The 13479-nt window shown below is 51.4% G+C and carries 20 protein-coding genes; 6 read left to right on the top strand and 14 right to left on the bottom strand.

The window, feature by feature from the left end:
• Positions 1-20: 20 nt before the first annotated feature.
• Together H569_RS0111310 and H569_RS23350 are read right to left on the bottom strand one after the other, a co-directional pair.
• Entirely contained in the window at positions 21-608 is a 588-nt protein-coding gene (locus tag H569_RS0111310; RefSeq protein WP_027365080.1) for a hypothetical protein, read from the bottom strand.
• A gap of 564 nt (positions 609-1172) precedes the next feature.
• Complete coding sequence (locus H569_RS23350; RefSeq protein ID WP_257720106.1) at positions 1173-1307, bottom strand: hypothetical protein; 135 nt, start codon at positions 1305-1307, stop codon at positions 1173-1175.
• Positions 1308-1715: 408 nt separating this feature from the next.
• Here H569_RS23350 and H569_RS0111325 point away from each other — a divergent pair, with 408 nt between their 5' ends.
• The 3 genes from H569_RS0111325 to H569_RS0111335 all read left to right on the top strand — a co-directional run bounded on the left by H569_RS0111325 (position 1716) and on the right by H569_RS0111335 (position 2690).
• Positions 1716-2024 carry an SWIM zinc finger family protein gene (locus tag H569_RS0111325; protein WP_027365082.1) on the top strand — a complete coding sequence of 103 codons (309 nt, stop codon included), beginning with the start codon at positions 1716-1718 and terminating at the stop codon, positions 2022-2024.
• A 50-nt stretch (positions 2025-2074) separates the two neighbouring features.
• On the top strand, positions 2075-2209 hold the full coding sequence (locus H569_RS23355) for a hypothetical protein (RefSeq protein WP_257720107.1): 135 nt from the start codon (positions 2075-2077) through the stop codon (positions 2207-2209).
• A 283-nt stretch (positions 2210-2492) separates the two neighbouring features.
• The gene (locus H569_RS0111335) at positions 2493-2690 is read left to right on the top strand and encodes a hypothetical protein (protein ID WP_157833524.1); all 198 of its coding nucleotides are present in this window, start codon (positions 2493-2495) and stop codon (positions 2688-2690) included.
• Positions 2691-3248: 558 nt separating this feature from the next.
• On the opposite strand, the gene H569_RS0111340 is transcribed toward H569_RS0111335, so the two are convergent.
• The 12 genes from H569_RS0111340 to H569_RS20165 all read right to left on the bottom strand — a co-directional run bounded on the left by H569_RS0111340 (position 3249) and on the right by H569_RS20165 (position 10868).
• The gene (locus H569_RS0111340; protein ID WP_027365084.1) at positions 3249-3614 is read right to left on the bottom strand and encodes a hypothetical protein; all 366 of its coding nucleotides are present in this window, start codon (positions 3612-3614) and stop codon (positions 3249-3251) included.
• Positions 3615-3625: 11 nt separating this feature from the next.
• The gene (locus tag H569_RS23140; protein ID WP_027365085.1) at positions 3626-3988 is read right to left on the bottom strand and encodes a hypothetical protein; all 363 of its coding nucleotides are present in this window, start codon (positions 3986-3988) and stop codon (positions 3626-3628) included.
• A 51-nt stretch (positions 3989-4039) separates the two neighbouring features.
• Positions 4040-4204, bottom strand: a complete 165-nt coding sequence (locus H569_RS23500) for a RusA family crossover junction endodeoxyribonuclease (protein ID WP_081410991.1) — start codon at positions 4202-4204, stop codon at positions 4040-4042.
• A 229-nt stretch (positions 4205-4433) separates the two neighbouring features.
• Positions 4434-4826: a hypothetical protein gene (locus tag H569_RS0111355; protein WP_027365087.1), complete on the bottom strand. Its 393-nt coding sequence runs from the start codon at positions 4824-4826 to the stop codon at positions 4434-4436.
• 19 nt (positions 4827-4845) lie between these two features.
• Complete coding sequence (locus H569_RS0111360; RefSeq protein WP_027365088.1) at positions 4846-5817, bottom strand: replication protein; 972 nt, start codon at positions 5815-5817, stop codon at positions 4846-4848.
• A gap of 17 nt (positions 5818-5834) precedes the next feature.
• Complete coding sequence (locus tag H569_RS0111365; RefSeq protein WP_027365089.1) at positions 5835-6044, bottom strand: hypothetical protein; 210 nt, start codon at positions 6042-6044, stop codon at positions 5835-5837.
• The gene (locus tag H569_RS0111370; RefSeq protein WP_027365090.1) at positions 6041-6382 is read right to left on the bottom strand and encodes a hypothetical protein; all 342 of its coding nucleotides are present in this window, start codon (positions 6380-6382) and stop codon (positions 6041-6043) included. The genes H569_RS0111365 and H569_RS0111370 overlap by 4 nt, the downstream gene beginning before the upstream one ends.
• Before the next feature lie 76 nt (positions 6383-6458).
• Positions 6459-6905 carry a DUF5348 domain-containing protein gene (locus H569_RS0111375; protein WP_027365091.1) on the bottom strand — a complete coding sequence of 149 codons (447 nt, stop codon included), beginning with the start codon at positions 6903-6905 and terminating at the stop codon, positions 6459-6461.
• Positions 6892-8916: an AAA family ATPase gene (locus H569_RS0111380; RefSeq protein WP_027365092.1), complete on the bottom strand. Its 2025-nt coding sequence runs from the start codon at positions 8914-8916 to the stop codon at positions 6892-6894. Before H569_RS0111380 ends, H569_RS0111375 begins: the two co-directional genes overlap by 14 nt.
• Positions 8917-9011: 95 nt before the next feature.
• A complete protein-coding gene (locus tag H569_RS23150) occupies positions 9012-10265 on the bottom strand; it encodes an ATP-binding protein (RefSeq protein WP_238492532.1) in 1254 nt (417 codons plus the stop codon).
• 140 nt (positions 10266-10405) lie between these two features.
• The gene (locus tag H569_RS0111390) at positions 10406-10630 is read right to left on the bottom strand and encodes a hypothetical protein (protein WP_027365093.1); all 225 of its coding nucleotides are present in this window, start codon (positions 10628-10630) and stop codon (positions 10406-10408) included.
• A gap of 4 nt (positions 10631-10634) precedes the next feature.
• Complete coding sequence (locus H569_RS20165) at positions 10635-10868, bottom strand: helix-turn-helix domain-containing protein (protein WP_238492537.1); 234 nt, start codon at positions 10866-10868, stop codon at positions 10635-10637.
• Between the two features lie 163 nt (positions 10869-11031).
• On the opposite strand from H569_RS20165, the gene H569_RS0111400 reads away from it, so the two are divergent.
• Genes H569_RS0111400 through H569_RS20175 form a run of 3 tightly spaced genes read left to right on the top strand, consistent with a single transcriptional unit; the run spans position 11032 to position 13449 of the window.
• Entirely contained in the window at positions 11032-11442 is a 411-nt protein-coding gene (locus tag H569_RS0111400) for a helix-turn-helix domain-containing protein (RefSeq protein ID WP_034630351.1), read from the top strand.
• A gap of 7 nt (positions 11443-11449) precedes the next feature.
• Positions 11450-11881 carry an ImmA/IrrE family metallo-endopeptidase gene (locus H569_RS20170; protein ID WP_051273603.1) on the top strand — a complete coding sequence of 144 codons (432 nt, stop codon included), beginning with the start codon at positions 11450-11452 and terminating at the stop codon, positions 11879-11881.
• A complete protein-coding gene (locus H569_RS20175; protein ID WP_051273604.1) occupies positions 11878-13449 on the top strand; it encodes a recombinase family protein in 1572 nt (523 codons plus the stop codon). Before H569_RS20170 ends, H569_RS20175 begins: the two co-directional genes overlap by 4 nt.
• Positions 13450-13479 lie beyond the last annotated feature (30 nt).

Genomic DNA, 13479 nt, shown 5'->3' on the forward strand with positions numbered 1-13479 from the left:
ATTATGTTTTTAATTGCATTCTATTTTCTCATTAAATAACTATTTTTTAGATGTGCTTCGATAAACTCCCTATCCCTTTCTCTTCTTAATTTGGATAAATTGTTTGCCAGATTATCATTATGATCAAATAAGCTAAACACCAGCCTGTCCATAGATAACCTGGACAGTATCACCGCATCCGGCTTATTGGGGCCGGTTTTTCTTTTATAATAGTATTCGCCCGGTTTTATCGGGACGCCAAATACATCTACGTATTTTTTCCCGGCCCGGACTTGTTTCCATTCATTCCAGGTATGTGCGCCGCTAATTCCGTTCAGCGTATCCACATATTTTTGTAGTCTTTCTTCGGAATAAATGCCAGTTTCTCGCGAACCCTGTTTAACCGCCAATTGGGAACCGATTTCTGCCACTTCTTTTTTTAACGCCCTGATGTCGCAATTAATCTTTGCTTTAATAAACGGGCAATCACCGTTGGCTTTGATGAATTTAACCCCACCGGGGCACTGGTTTTGAGATTGCAATACCGCACAGTAATTTGTTAGCGTTTCTCTAACATTGTTGGCACGTTCTTTCAATGACATCTTGGCTGTTTCCTTATCCATAGGCATTTGTTAACCACTCCTTACTGGTAATACATTGAAGATAATAACAACTTGTTTCGGTATAGCTAAAACACCGGTGGTAGCGACAACGATAATTAGCCGCTCTATTTAAGCGTTCTTCTTTAACTATGTACGGCTGAAAAACAAGTTTTATCTTTCGTAGTATAAATATAAACTATTGATATAACACCCAAGTGGCAGGAACTTAAAATTTTTGTGATATTAAAGTTTCTACGGATCAGAGCGAGCTTGACATTTGCCACCTGATGATGCAGTAATAAACTCGCTCGTTTTTCCCCTGCTAAAACGGATTGAGGAAAGAGGAAGCCACACATCACCAGGCCCAGCTATGGGGTCAACCTTTCTGGTCGGTCCTGGTCATGTGTGGCTTTTATTGAACCCTGCGTATCGTTTCCTCCCGGGCCTGCGTGCATGTCGGCCAGAGTGCCGGAAAAGCTGCTTTGGGGCTTAGCTCATCGGTCCAGCTTATCCGTCACACTGGCCAGCTCTGGGGTCGGCAACGCCCATACCTGATTGCGATGCCGCAGGTTTTACCGCCCGCCCGTCAGGTTATCTTCCGCAGGGGGGCACCGCCCCCCTCGGGCTCCCCCCCGCCAGGTGGGCCATGCCCCCCTGGACCCCCTTATGGGCTTCGCCTCTGCCCGGCGAAACCTGGGTGGTAGCCTCCCCCTCCCGCTCTTTCAATTCTACCACTGCCTTGCACCGGGGCTGGGCAGGTTCTATACTTTCTACGCTAGTGATATCGTAGTTTGGCGTCGCAGTAGAAAGGTTTTATCTAACCCTCTTGCCACTGTACTAGTAACGTGTCACGAATGTTCTATGCTTTCCAGGTGAGGTTAGTGTCTTGTTTTCCTGGCCTAAAAAGTTACTGTTGTGTGCTGCGCCGCCAAACAAGCTGATTGTGCTTTCACAAAGGGTTGGTTGCAAGTGTGCCCAGCCCCGGTGCATGCCGGCATCAAGGGTGTGCTGCGCCCTTCTCAAAAACAATTTTCAGCTTTTTGGCCAACCTTTTGGGTCGAAAATTCTTTTTGCTCCGTCCCTTGACACCGGCACCGGCAGCGGTGTGTGTAGAAAAACGGGAGGTTTAGAAGAATGTTAAGAAAGCTGTTGGGTAGAGTTGATGATGGGCGGTTTGGTAGGGCGCTGGCTGGCATGCAGGCTGGTTGGAAGTGGAAGTGCAGGATGCGGCAGGCAGGGCTGGTAGAGGGTTTCGTGCGGCATGGCAGTAAGGAGTACATGGTGGTTATTGAGCAGCGGGGCCGCTGTGGTATAGCACGGTGCGGTTGTGAAGATGCGATCAAGCGCGGGGTGCTATGCAAGCATGTGGCGTTTGCAGCTATGTCGGAGTTGGGGCTGGCAGCCGCGGCGCGCAGCGCGCACAGGCAGTTGCCGGAGCTATAGGGCGCTAAGGCGCCCCTTTTTTGGTCGTGCTGCCCGCCGCCCACGGAGGGATGGCGCTGGGTCAGAGGGGTGCGGCTGTGGCCTTAATGCAGCTGCATTATGCCGCTCCCGCATCACAACCCAAACTTTTAGCAGAACGATTTGCACTTTACGCCGGTAACTTGAGACTTTACACGAAAAGCTAGTGGCCAACGTTGGCTACCGGGGGCGCGGCTGCAAAGGGCTGGGCTATTGCACCAGCTGCCGATTGCACCGATCTGCTTGCCCCGGGCACACCACGGCCCAGGCCACTTACGGGTCATGCTATAGGGGTCATGGCCTTGACCGTCGTGTGCCTCACTTGTGTGGTAACGCTCACCTGATCCTCCTTATGGCGCGGCGCACATCGAAGCAGGGCTATAAACAGTGGAAAATTAACCGCCCTACTTCGAAGTGCGCCTTACCCGGGTGGTGTTAACCGGCGGAAGGGTGGCAGACGGATCTGGCAAACAAACTGCCGCCGGGCAAAGTGTTATCGGCCTTTGTGGTCATCCTCACAGGTCAGCGCCGGCAACAGCTTGCCCGGGAGAAACGTGGGTGGTAGGTGATCTGTGCATGTCGGCCACACACCGGGCCGTTTTATCCTGTATACCTTTGGGGTCCGGCCCGGAGTGCGGCCAGCCATGAGGTCAGTAGCTTTCGGGTCATGCTTCGGGGTCCTCAAAAGGAACGGCTGGGAAGTGCACCCAGGATGAATGCCTGCATATCGGGTCGGGCACACATCCCAACCTCATCCAACAGGCCGCCGGCTTTCGCCCGCGGCCTTCTAACGCGCAATCGTAGCAACGCATATACGCGCTGCTTTAATGGTTCCTAAACGCGCAAAGGCTCGTGCCAAAAAAAAGGCGGCAGTTGCCGCCCCGAGGGCAAGGGCCGCAGCTGCGGCCCCACGCGCGCTACCACGCGCGCCCTTCCGCCAGGCTGCGGAAGGTTATTGAACATGTTCACGCGTACAATAAGTAAAAAGCAACAATGTGGGTCAATAACGCATATTTACCGGCCCGAAACCGATTAATTGGAAGATGTTCGATACTCGGCCAGATCCCTGGCATTAACGGATAAACACACCGGAATATCTGGTTCCGCGCCGGCCGGAGGATATTCGATACCTGGACAAGGCCCCTGGCATCATCGAACGCCGGATTCGAACGGCAGGGCAAAAAAAATAACCCCATAAGGGGCTTTTTAGTCTTTGTTCTTTATTTCCCTGGCCCATTCCCGAGCTATTCTGCTGATCTCTTGGTCCGCGCTAACTTCGTTGGGGTCGTCCTCATCAACGGGCGCAAACTGGTACATCTCAATCACCTTTCCATTGCCCCTTAACCTGGCTTCCCGCTTTTGCAGCAATTCTTTATATTCTTTGATATAGGTTTGGGTCCAGCCCTCCATAGATATATGGGCATGTATTTCGCGGGCGCTGGTCAGTAAGTCGTGCACCTGCTGGGCTTCTGCGGCCCGGTCGATTTGGTTGGTTCTTTCGTAAAAATACCGGGCCATGTTTAGAGCGTTCATTAGGCAGTATCTTTCTTCTATCTCCAGTACAATCTTCACGTCGTCACCTCCTAAACTTTGAATTCCCGTACTACTTTCCCGGGTAATGGTTCGTCATGGTCTTCTTCTGTAAAATTTAGAAACTTTTCATCTTCTCCTGCATCGTCCAGGGCCAGTTCCTGGTTTGGAGCGGTGCCGGGCCGGTTAATATTTCGAGTCTGCAGTGCCGTCACGTCAAACAGGGTGGGTTGGACTGGTTCAATAACAACTTTTACCTGTTCATTGGGCCGGAACTGGCGCAGTTCTAATAAGTTTTCATTGGTCAGTTCAATATCTTCCAGGCTCACTCGGATAGATTGAGCCCAACCGTCAGCCAGTACTTTGTTGACAATTTCAATTTTTTTGATTCGAGCCTGAAAATCTGCATAATGCATTTATTCTCACTCCTTTTAAAGATTACCTTTGGTTATTTGGAAAAAACTTTATTATATTTTGTGGATTATTACTTCCGCCCGTTCCTTCACCCCGGGCCGTACAAATAAACCCGCTTTCAGCCGGGTAACCTGCCGGTCATCCCGCCAGGCGATACCGTTTAACCCGTCCTGGATGCTTTTAATGTATTTGTCGAGGTCACCCCCGGGTTCGGCCAGGTAAACTTTACCTGCAGGCTTACCGGGCCGTCGTAGGGGTTTTTAAACGCCTGCCGTCCCCCCCAGCCAATGGACTGCTCGTATTCCCGGCTTTTTTTCGGGGTTTATAGGTAAGGGGACACACCTCCCTTAAATGGGTCGGAGGAATGTCCCCAAAGGTGCCACCGTTTTTACCCATCCGGGGACGCTGCTTGGGCACGGGTCGGCCAGGAATAACAAAAGATACCAATCAGATCACCCCCGCTTGTTTTAATTTCATAAACATAGACTGGCAAGCCCGGGGAGACCTGGCCAGCCGGACCGCCGCATGTTGGGGCTTTTTGTTTTCAAGGCCCATGAGCACGGCCAGCTGAAATATATCTGCATCGCTCCAGGCATGTTTATTTTTGCGCTGCCGCCAGCTGCCGTTGAATTTTTTCACCCGATACCGGAGTGCTTGTTCCAGCCCATCGTCCAGCTGCGGGACAGGTTTTTTGTCCAGGGTCTGGCTATGAAAAGCCGGGTTATGGCACCAAACCGGGTCGGGCAGGTAACTGCACATCCCCTGGCAAACCCAAAACTCGCGCAAATTGTTTTCCAGCACCTGGCCGGTGACTATATCTACTTTGATAATGATCTGCATGTTGCCACTCCTCAGTCCTCTAACTCTTATACAGTGATCTAATTAATTCTTTTTTCTTATTCAGCTGGGTATTTGATTGGTTATTGGATGCGGCATTAGCTGCAGGTGCATTAATCCAGTCCATGTATGGTTTATCCGGCCCCAAAAAGGTAGCGGCCAGTTTGATGTAACGCTGCTGGGTGCCATTTTTTTGGCATTCGTAGGCATAATGTTTTGCTGCGTCCACCAGGTCCCTAACCAGGCCTTCCATAGTCAGGCCTTCCGCTAGACCTTCCCTGATCCGTATTTTCCAGCATCTATAAGCACGCTGCTTTTCAACTTTTCGGGGATAGACAGTCCAAAATTTTTCAAAGTAGGTGTCATACATACAGGTTTGTTTTTCTTTACTTTTCTTTAATGTTTCTTTAATGTTTCTTTCGGTATAGTCTGAGCAATTATCGCCGTTGGCCTGCAGGGTTTTAGGAGTTGGTGTTTTACCAACTACGGAGTTGGTATTTTGCCAACCATCCGGTTGGTGTTTTACCAACTGGTTAGTTGGTATTTTACCAACCGGTATGCCGGTGGGGGTTGGTATTTTACCAACTTCCGGGTTGGCGTTAGCTGGTGTTTCACCAACTGTTTCTGTTGTTGTTTTCACCATTAGGTTTCTGGCCAGGAGTTGTTTAAATTTATCCTGCCCGCCGGGCTGCGCCCGGGGAATGCTCCACCGTTCATAGTCTTTATTCAGCGTTATACGCTCGCCGGTTAAGGATATAGATAACACGCCTGATTCAACCAGCAGGTTAAGTTCTTTTTTAATGTCGCTTTTATCTATGCCGATTAGTTGGAAGTCGGCCTGTCGCAAAATGGCATACTTGTGTCCACACCCGTAACTTAAACGGATTACCAGCAGGATAATATTCAGCTGCCGCTTTTTAAAGTTGGACAATATTATTGCCTCAAATAATTCGTTGGAAATTCTGGTGAATTCGTCGGGTTGTGGGTTGGCCATTTTATCCCCCTAAAATATCAAATCAAAAAAGCGCATAGCCTCACCAAAATGTAGCCTGCCGCCAGTGCCAGAATAACGTAAGCGGTTTTTTCTTCCCAATGATCCGGCGGCGATTCCAGCCATTCTTGTACTCGTGTGACCAGCTTGTCCATTGTTTCAACAAAACATTTGGCTGGTCCGGGTCTGGTGGATGCCACTGGCTTTATAACTTGTAACTTTGCTTTCATTCCTCCAGCACCAGCTTTACTTGCCGGTCAAACATCGTCTGTGCAATTTTCTCCAGTGCCCTGGCGCGCAGAAATATTTTCTTGGCCCGGGGCTTTAAGTGCCGGGTTGCTATCTCCATATCTTCCAGGCTTTCTATGATAAAGTAGCCGCCGGCCCCGGGCTCGGTGCTACTGCCAATAGGAAGGCCATGTTGCACTACCAGGTTATAAATAATTTCTCTTACGCCGCGCTCGTCCATGCCGGCCAGTTTGGCCAGCCGGTGCTTGTGGATGGCCTGCCTGCAGCCGCTTGGTATAAGCCCCAGCACCAGACACTCCTTTTCGGTTAATTGCTGCATACTACATTCACTCCTTTCGGGGGGATTAGCCCCGCCTGTTAAAGACGGGGCATTAAAAAGACCCGGCCAGGTATGATTATGTGTCCCGAACAGCCACCAGCAGCCCGCTTTGCAAGGGATAGTGCTCCTCATCGCCGGTTAGGCTGTAAAAGTAATAGCCACCGTGCCGGTGGGCGTGCTCCACTCTGCCGATCTGCCACCCGCCGCCCGGGCCGCAGGGGATATAAACTTCGAGGGGTCGGCCGCAGGTAAATTCGATGCCGGTGGTGTCCATGACGTACCGCCCGTTATCCTGCAAAAATACCCGCCCCTCTGTGCGGGGCTTTTGTAGGTACCTGATCCAATGTGCCAGGTCCGCGGTTTCTGCGGCGTTTTCACACAGGCTGATCAGCTTTTGCAGTTCCACTTGCTCTATACCCTCCAGCCGTTCTAGGTGGGGGTAGAGGCCGGCCACCCGGGACATTTGGTCCAGGGCGGCGGCCAGCAGTTCGCTCAGTTTGCTGACTTCTTTAAACCGCAGCAAGTGATTCACTCCTCTCCAGGGAGTTTCTTTTTCCCCCGCTGCTTATTTCGCTAACCACCCCGTTTTCCACCCAAAACATTTTTAAACCGGGCAGCCCGGGGTTCTGTGGAATTACGTCACCCACAGTACAGAACAGCAGTATCTGGTCGAGCTGGTCCAGTATCTCCAAAAGGGAGCCTGTCAGCAGGTCCCGGTTATCCTGGTCCAGCATATCCACTTCGTCTACGGCCAGAAAGCTCAGCCCGGTCATTTTAGCGATAGCGGCTTGAAACGCTATGCCCACCCGGAGCTGTTCGCTTTTGGAGAGCAATTTAAACGGCAGGGCGTGTCCGTTTTGAGTGATCAGCGGAGTGAAATCCACCTGCCAGGTCAGCTGGTAGCGCCCTTCGGTGCAAGCGGCCAGCAGCTTATTTATTTCACTGGTAAGCCCGGACAGCCGGTCACCCAGCAGGCTTTGCCTGATTCCATCCGGCCCCAGGGCTTTTACCATGCGCTCGGTGATGGCCAGTTCCTTTTCCAGCATTTCCAAGTCTTGCTGCAACTGTCGGGCTTGACGGCGACCGTACCCGGCCACTTCCAACCGGCGAAGAATTTCCCGCCCTTGGACGATGCGTTCCTGTATGCGATCAATTTCTTCCGGGTTTGCGCCGCCCTTTTGTAGTGTTTCTTCCCAGGTATACACCTCGCCCCAGGCGCTATCCAGTTCCTTTTGAGTGCGCTCAATGGCTGTATCAAGGCTGAGGAGCTTTTGCCGGGTGGTGTCCAGGTCAGCTATTGTTTTCTCTATGTGGTTGATCCGGTGCTGTAAATCCCGCTTTTCCGCCTGCAGGTTTTGCATACTGGTCAGAAGGCTTTTATTATTTTGCATGCTGGCTTTGATTTCTGATTCCAACTGATTAACCAATTCCGCCACTTCACTTCCCGACATGCGACAGGCTATCAACTCTGCCGCCAGGGGGCATCGGCCGTCAAAGGCCTGGAGTTTTTCAACTACTGCGCGCCTGGCCCGATTCGCGGCCTCCAGCGCGGCCAGTTCCCGGTCCAGTTCAGCCGCCGTGCCAGCCAGCTGTTCCAGTCTCACTTTGAGACGGTTTAATTCTCCGGCCAACCGCCCGGGCTGATCCTGACCCGGCATTTCCCCTTCCAGTGTGGCTTTCTCGCTGTTTAGTCGCTCTAATTCAGTTGCCAGCTTATTTACTCTGTCCCGGCACTTGGCCATGTTTTTTTCCGCAGCCTGGCCCGCGCCGTGTGCTTTAAGCAGTTTATTTTTCTCTATTTCCAGCTCGGCCAGCTGTTTTTCCACGGCATCTTTATCCTCCAAACCTATGCCATCCGGTAAATTGGGCAGTTCCATCTCGGCCAGTGCCGACCGGGTCCGCTCCAAATCCTTTTTGGTCTCCCGGCGCTGTTCCCGCGCCCGTTTTTCCATACCTTCCAGGATAGCGGGGTCACCACCAAAGCCTCGTGGCAGCAGAGCTTTTACCCTGGTGGCTACCTCCCCGGCCTGGTCCACTGGAATCCCGGTCCGCTGCAAGTACTGCACCGTGGCTGAGGCGATTTCCTCCGCCGTGCAAGAGATGCCACACAGGGCAAATAGGAAAGTTTTTTGTTCCGCGGGAGTCATGCTGGTAAAAGCGCCTGCATTTAGCGCTAATTGAACCAGCTGTTCATCTGCCCCCAAATGATGGTAAATGGCGACCTGTGCTTCCTGGATGTTTCGGCTTTTGCCCACGGTAAGGGTATGGGGCGGCAAGGCCCGCACCACTCCGCCCAGGCCCGCAATTTCCAGCCCTACCTGGCAGGTTTTGGCCCCCTTGGTGATTAGGTCGCCGGCCCCTCGGCCGGCCCGGTCGGTCCACAGGTTCCGGCCCGTCAGTGCCCATTCCACAGCAGCCAGGATACTGGATTTACCGCTGTTATTGCGCCCGACAAAGATGTTCAGCTTGTCCAGCCCGATGGCGTTATTTATATGGTTGCGAAAACCTTGGATGGCCAGTTTGTTAATGCGCATTTATTTACCTCCTTAATTGATTAGGTTCATTTGGCTTTTGCCCCATGCAAAAGGGTGCGCGTTAGCGCATGAGGCGGCACAAGCCGCCCTTAACGCTAAAACAGTCTCATTCTGCTGCCACCCGCCGCCCGGGGTGGGGGTACTGCCGTCTCCGGTTTGGGGTTTTGTATACCGCCTGCCATACCAAGAAGCACATCAATCACCCGGCTGGCCTCCGGTTTGGTCAGGTCTTTGACTGATGCTTTGCCTGTTTCTTGTTCAATCAGCTGGCTTAGCATCGTTTCAGCCAGCCCGGCCTCGCCTGCTGTTATAAATATCTTTCTAAGCTGGGCCTGGGTGGCGGGTGCCTGGCTGCCGTTTGCGGGCGGGTGGGCAGGCCGGTTGGATGCGGACGGTGGAGGTACAGTGTTATCCAAACTAGCTTCCCAGTTGTTTTCTGGCGGATACCATTTTTCTGCCATCACTTTTTGCTGCTTAGTGGCAGGCTGCCCCTGGCCCGGCAGGTTACCCGGCGCCCCTGGCTCGCAGCCTGCCGGATTGCCGCCGCCGTTAGCCGCATCAAATCCCGCGTTATTTTCCGGGGTGCTAGCTGCCGCTCTGCCTGCCTCGGCCTGCCCGCCGCCCACCACCACCAGGTTGGGCTGCCGCCCGGATCGGGGCTGCGTCTCCGTACCGGACTCCAGCCACTCCAACAGTTTCCCGCCAACTTCTAGTGCAGGCTTAAACACCTGCCCGTCGAACAGTCCGGTCCGGTCTTTGCTGGCGCTGGCCGTATGACTGTTGTCCAAGTCCCAAAAAACTGTAAACTCATATTCCAGCCCATCCCGCTGGATGGGATTCATGCCCACCTTCTTGATTACAGTTTTGCCGTTTTCACTGGTTTGCACATGTTCCATCTTCGAGCGCAGGGTGGCAATGATGTGGCACCTGCTAAGCAACATGGCATCCACCAGTTCGTTGTGGCGCGGGGTCACCTGTCGCCAGGCGGTCCAGGAGTTTCCGCTTTTGTCCGCCGTGTGCCCGTGGATGTCCAGCACACCGCCAGGGCCGGCCCAGGCATGGGAAAGGCTGTCGATGATAATAATTTGGTAGCCTGCGCTTTCCGCCGCCCGTATCGCCTCTACATATTTTTCCGGGGTGAACGGGGCCTCCAGAGTGCAGACATCGTATTCACCTAAGTGAGCATACAGCTCACCAGATCCGCGTTCCGTATCGATCAGAGCAATCCGGTCGCCTAATCCGAATGCGATCAACAGGGCACTGTAAGTTTTTCCGCTGCCGGCCGGGCCGGCGATGGCCAGGCGCAGCCTGGCCTTTTTACGCTGAGCACGTTGAAATTTAACTGGCATAGGTTTTTCCTCCTTTTAAAGTAATTTTGCGCAGCCCACGCTAACAGCTTCACAACCAGCGGCAGATAGCTCAGAGCGCCGACTCTACTTACAGTGACCGCCGCACGGTGCTGCACCGTAAGCACTGGCCTTCATGGTATTTACAACCCTACTGTCTTTTGTTTAAAACCCGCTTGGATTTGCTCGTTAAATTTTTTCACCCCTTTCTTGTTGCGCTCGTTAAATAAACCACGCGCCAGTATCCTGGCCAACCGGTCCAGGTATACATCGGGATCATCCCCAGTTACCCCAATAACCTCCCTCTTGGTGGTTACCAGGCCCATCCTTGTTCGCCTGGCGGTAACTTTATATAACACCACCTGCATATAACTACCTCACCTGCCGTTCATTAAGCGTTTCGCTTACATCATCAGCCAAAAAAAACCGGGCTACCTCCACACCTAACACATCGGCTATGGTCTGTAGTTTTTCCACAGACGGAACCCGTTTGCCGTTTTCTATCATCGAAAGATACCAAAGCGATATACCGGCTTTTTTGGCCACATACTTAGCCATAAGGCCCGAGGCTTCGCGAATTTCCTTAATACGCTTGCCAACATGCATTTGCACCTGCTATACCTCCTTTCTAAGCGTTACGCTTACCTGTCAAATTCATTGTAATCTAAGCGTTATGCTTATGTCAAGAAAATATTTAGCATTTCGCTTAAACCTATGTTATCAAATGTAAGCGCTGTGTTATACTAACCTAAAGGAGGTGATAAGCAGAATGCGCAATGAAACTTTTGCCAGGCGGCTGAAGGATGAGCGGGAAAAAAGAGGCTGGACTCAGGAATATATGGCCAATTTACTGCAAATTAAAATTGGAACATTGTCCGGTTACGAGCGTAATTACCGGACTCCTGATTTGGAAATGACCAAAAGAATTGCGGAATTACTGGGGATTTCAGTGGACTATCTGCTGGGGTTGGATGAAAAGGATACGACACCCTGGTGGGAAAAGGACTTGCCGCCTACGGACATAGAGCTGGAAAAATTCATCCGGGAGCAGCCCAACCTGCGCATCTTCGGGGACCCGCTTGATGAAGAAGTGAAAGACGATGTAATGCTGGCACTTAGGACAGCATGGGAGGTATTAAAAAAAGAAAGGACCGCTACAAAGCAGCCCAAAGGAAAGTGATTAGCTTATGTCATTATACAAAAAAGCAAGAGAACTTGCCAAGAGCGGGGAAAAGCCATTGGACATAGCCCGCAGCTTGGGATTTAAAGTATTTTTCGTTCCTTTTCAAAGAATCAAGGGCCTTGCAATTTCACTGGGCGATAATAAATTAATCATCATTGATAGCGGCCTATCTGATGCAGAACAGCAATTTGTCTGCGGTCACGAACTGGGCCATTTTTTATTGCACCCTTCGACAAATTTTGTATTTATCTTACATAATACATTTTCTTACTCCAAACAGGAATACCAGGCCAACCGTTTTTCCTGCGAGCTGATTCTGGGGGAAAAGGCAGAAGAATACAAGTACATAATTTTAGAAGCTGCCGCAGCCGGCAAGCTGGATCAGCTGGTCCAGTTGGTTTGGGGACTTTCCGCAAAGGAGGACGAGATACCGTGAAAGCTGTTATCTACGCCCGGTTTTCCAGCGACAACCAGCGCGAGGAAAGCATCACCGCCCAGGCGCGGGCCTGCACTGAATACGGCAGGCGCAAGGGGTACGTAATAGTTAAAACATACACTGACGAAGCCCGCTCCGCCCTGACCGACGACCGGCCCCAATTCCAGCAAATGATCCAGGATGCCCGGGACGGTCTGTTTAATGTCTTAATTATTCACAAACTGGACCGGTTTGCCCGCAACCGCTACGACAGCGCCTTTTATAAGCGGGAGCTGCGCCGGGCCGGGGTGAAAATAGAATCTGTGCTGGAACACCTGGATGATTCTCCGGAAAGCATTCTACTAGAAAGCCTATTGGAAGGACTGGCCGAATACTACAGCAGAAACCTGGGCCGGGAAGCTATGAAAGGTATGAAAGAAACAGCCCTGCAGGCAAAACACTGCGGCGGCATTCCACCCCTGGGCCTGGACGTTGACCAGGATCGGCATTACATTATCAATGAATACGAGGCGAACGCCGTGCGCCTTATCTTTGAAATGTATGATAATGGTTTTGGTTACGACAGGATTATCGACGAATTAAATTCTTTTGGTTACCACACAAAACGAGGCGGTCCGTATGGAAAAAATTCACTACATGAGATTCTAAAAAATGAAAAATACATTGGGGTTTACACATTCAACAAGCGCCAGGGCAGGACTGCAGATGGGTGTAAAAACAACCGCCGACAAAAGCCCAAGGATGAGGTAATTCGCATCCCCGGGGCCATTCCGGCTATTATCGACGAGGACTTATTCAACCGGGTGCAGGAAAAAATGCTTAAGCGCAAGCACAACCCTGAAAAGGCCAGGCAGAAAGCAAAAACGGTATTCCTGCTTTCCGGCCTGGTTACGTGCGGGGTATGCGGCACCCCATATATAGGCAATTCCGCCACCAATAACGGTATCCGGTACGGCTATTATGAATGCGGGGCCCGTGACCGGACCCGGACCTGCACCAACCGGCGCATCAGAAAAAAAGTACTAGAAGGCATGGTTCTGGACGAAATCGACCAATCCATTTTTGCACCGGATGTACGGACCGTGCTGGTGGATAAAATCCTTGATTTTTATAATCAATTATTTAGCCAGTCTGATGATGAGACAAGATACCTGGAAAAAGAATTAAAAAGAGTTCAAACGGCAATAAACAACCTACTGCGGGTAATAGAGCGGGGACAGGCATCGGAAGCTCTGGTGGAACAGTTAGCCAGGCGGGAGCAGGAAGCGGCCCTGTTGCAGCAGGAACTGGACAGGCTGGCCGCCAGGGCGGCCATTTCGTTAACCAGAAAAGATGTTGAACAGTATCTTGATGATTTATATGAAAGGTTTAAAGACAAAGAAAACGAGGAGCAAATAAAACCCCTCGTCCAACAATTTGTTGATAATGTGACCGTTTTTGAAGATGAGATAAAAGTTGTATTGAAAATATTTTTGGTTACCAGTGGTGGAGGCGGGCCGCTTGTCGACGTATGCACAGTTAAAGACTTTCCTTACATAACCTTGAAATACAATGATTTACGACCTTAATTAGGACTTGCTGATTTCAGGCTGCGCCTA

This window comes from Desulfotruncus alcoholivorax DSM 16058 (genome assembly GCF_000430885.1).
Lineage (GTDB): Bacteria > Bacillota > Desulfotomaculia > Desulfotomaculales > Desulfallaceae > Desulfotruncus > Desulfotruncus alcoholivorax.

What these genes read in the sequence shown, in the direction of transcription:
- H569_RS0111310 (WP_027365080.1), bottom strand. Translation starts at nt 608, where the DNA reads ATGCCTATGGATAAGGAAACAGCCAAGATGTCATTGAAAGAACGTGCC.
- H569_RS0111325 (WP_027365082.1), top strand. Translation starts at nt 1,716, where the DNA reads ATGTTAAGAAAGCTGTTGGGTAGAGTTGATGATGGGCGGTTTGGTAGG.
- H569_RS23355 (WP_257720107.1), top strand. Translation starts at nt 2,075, where the DNA reads ATGGCGCTGGGTCAGAGGGGTGCGGCTGTGGCCTTAATGCAGCTGCAT.
- H569_RS23140 (WP_027365085.1), bottom strand. Translation starts at nt 3,988, where the DNA reads ATGCATTATGCAGATTTTCAGGCTCGAATCAAAAAAATTGAAATTGTC.
- H569_RS0111355 (WP_027365087.1), bottom strand. Translation starts at nt 4,826, where the DNA reads ATGCAGATCATTATCAAAGTAGATATAGTCACCGGCCAGGTGCTGGAA.
- H569_RS0111360 (WP_027365088.1), bottom strand. Translation starts at nt 5,817, where the DNA reads ATGGCCAACCCACAACCCGACGAATTCACCAGAATTTCCAACGAATTA.
- H569_RS0111365 (WP_027365089.1), bottom strand. Translation starts at nt 6,044, where the DNA reads ATGAAAGCAAAGTTACAAGTTATAAAGCCAGTGGCATCCACCAGACCC.
- H569_RS0111370 (WP_027365090.1), bottom strand. Translation starts at nt 6,382, where the DNA reads ATGCAGCAATTAACCGAAAAGGAGTGTCTGGTGCTGGGGCTTATACCA.
- H569_RS0111380 (WP_027365092.1), bottom strand. Translation starts at nt 8,916, where the DNA reads ATGCGCATTAACAAACTGGCCATCCAAGGTTTTCGCAACCATATAAAT.
- H569_RS23150 (WP_238492532.1), bottom strand. Translation starts at nt 10,265, where the DNA reads ATGCCAGTTAAATTTCAACGTGCTCAGCGTAAAAAGGCCAGGCTGCGC.
- H569_RS0111390 (WP_027365093.1), bottom strand. Translation starts at nt 10,630, where the DNA reads ATGCAGGTGGTGTTATATAAAGTTACCGCCAGGCGAACAAGGATGGGC.
- H569_RS20165 (WP_238492537.1), bottom strand. Translation starts at nt 10,868, where the DNA reads ATGCATGTTGGCAAGCGTATTAAGGAAATTCGCGAAGCCTCGGGCCTT.
- H569_RS0111400 (WP_034630351.1), top strand. Translation starts at nt 11,032, where the DNA reads ATGCGCAATGAAACTTTTGCCAGGCGGCTGAAGGATGAGCGGGAAAAA.
- H569_RS20170 (WP_051273603.1), top strand. Translation starts at nt 11,450, where the DNA reads ATGTCATTATACAAAAAAGCAAGAGAACTTGCCAAGAGCGGGGAAAAG.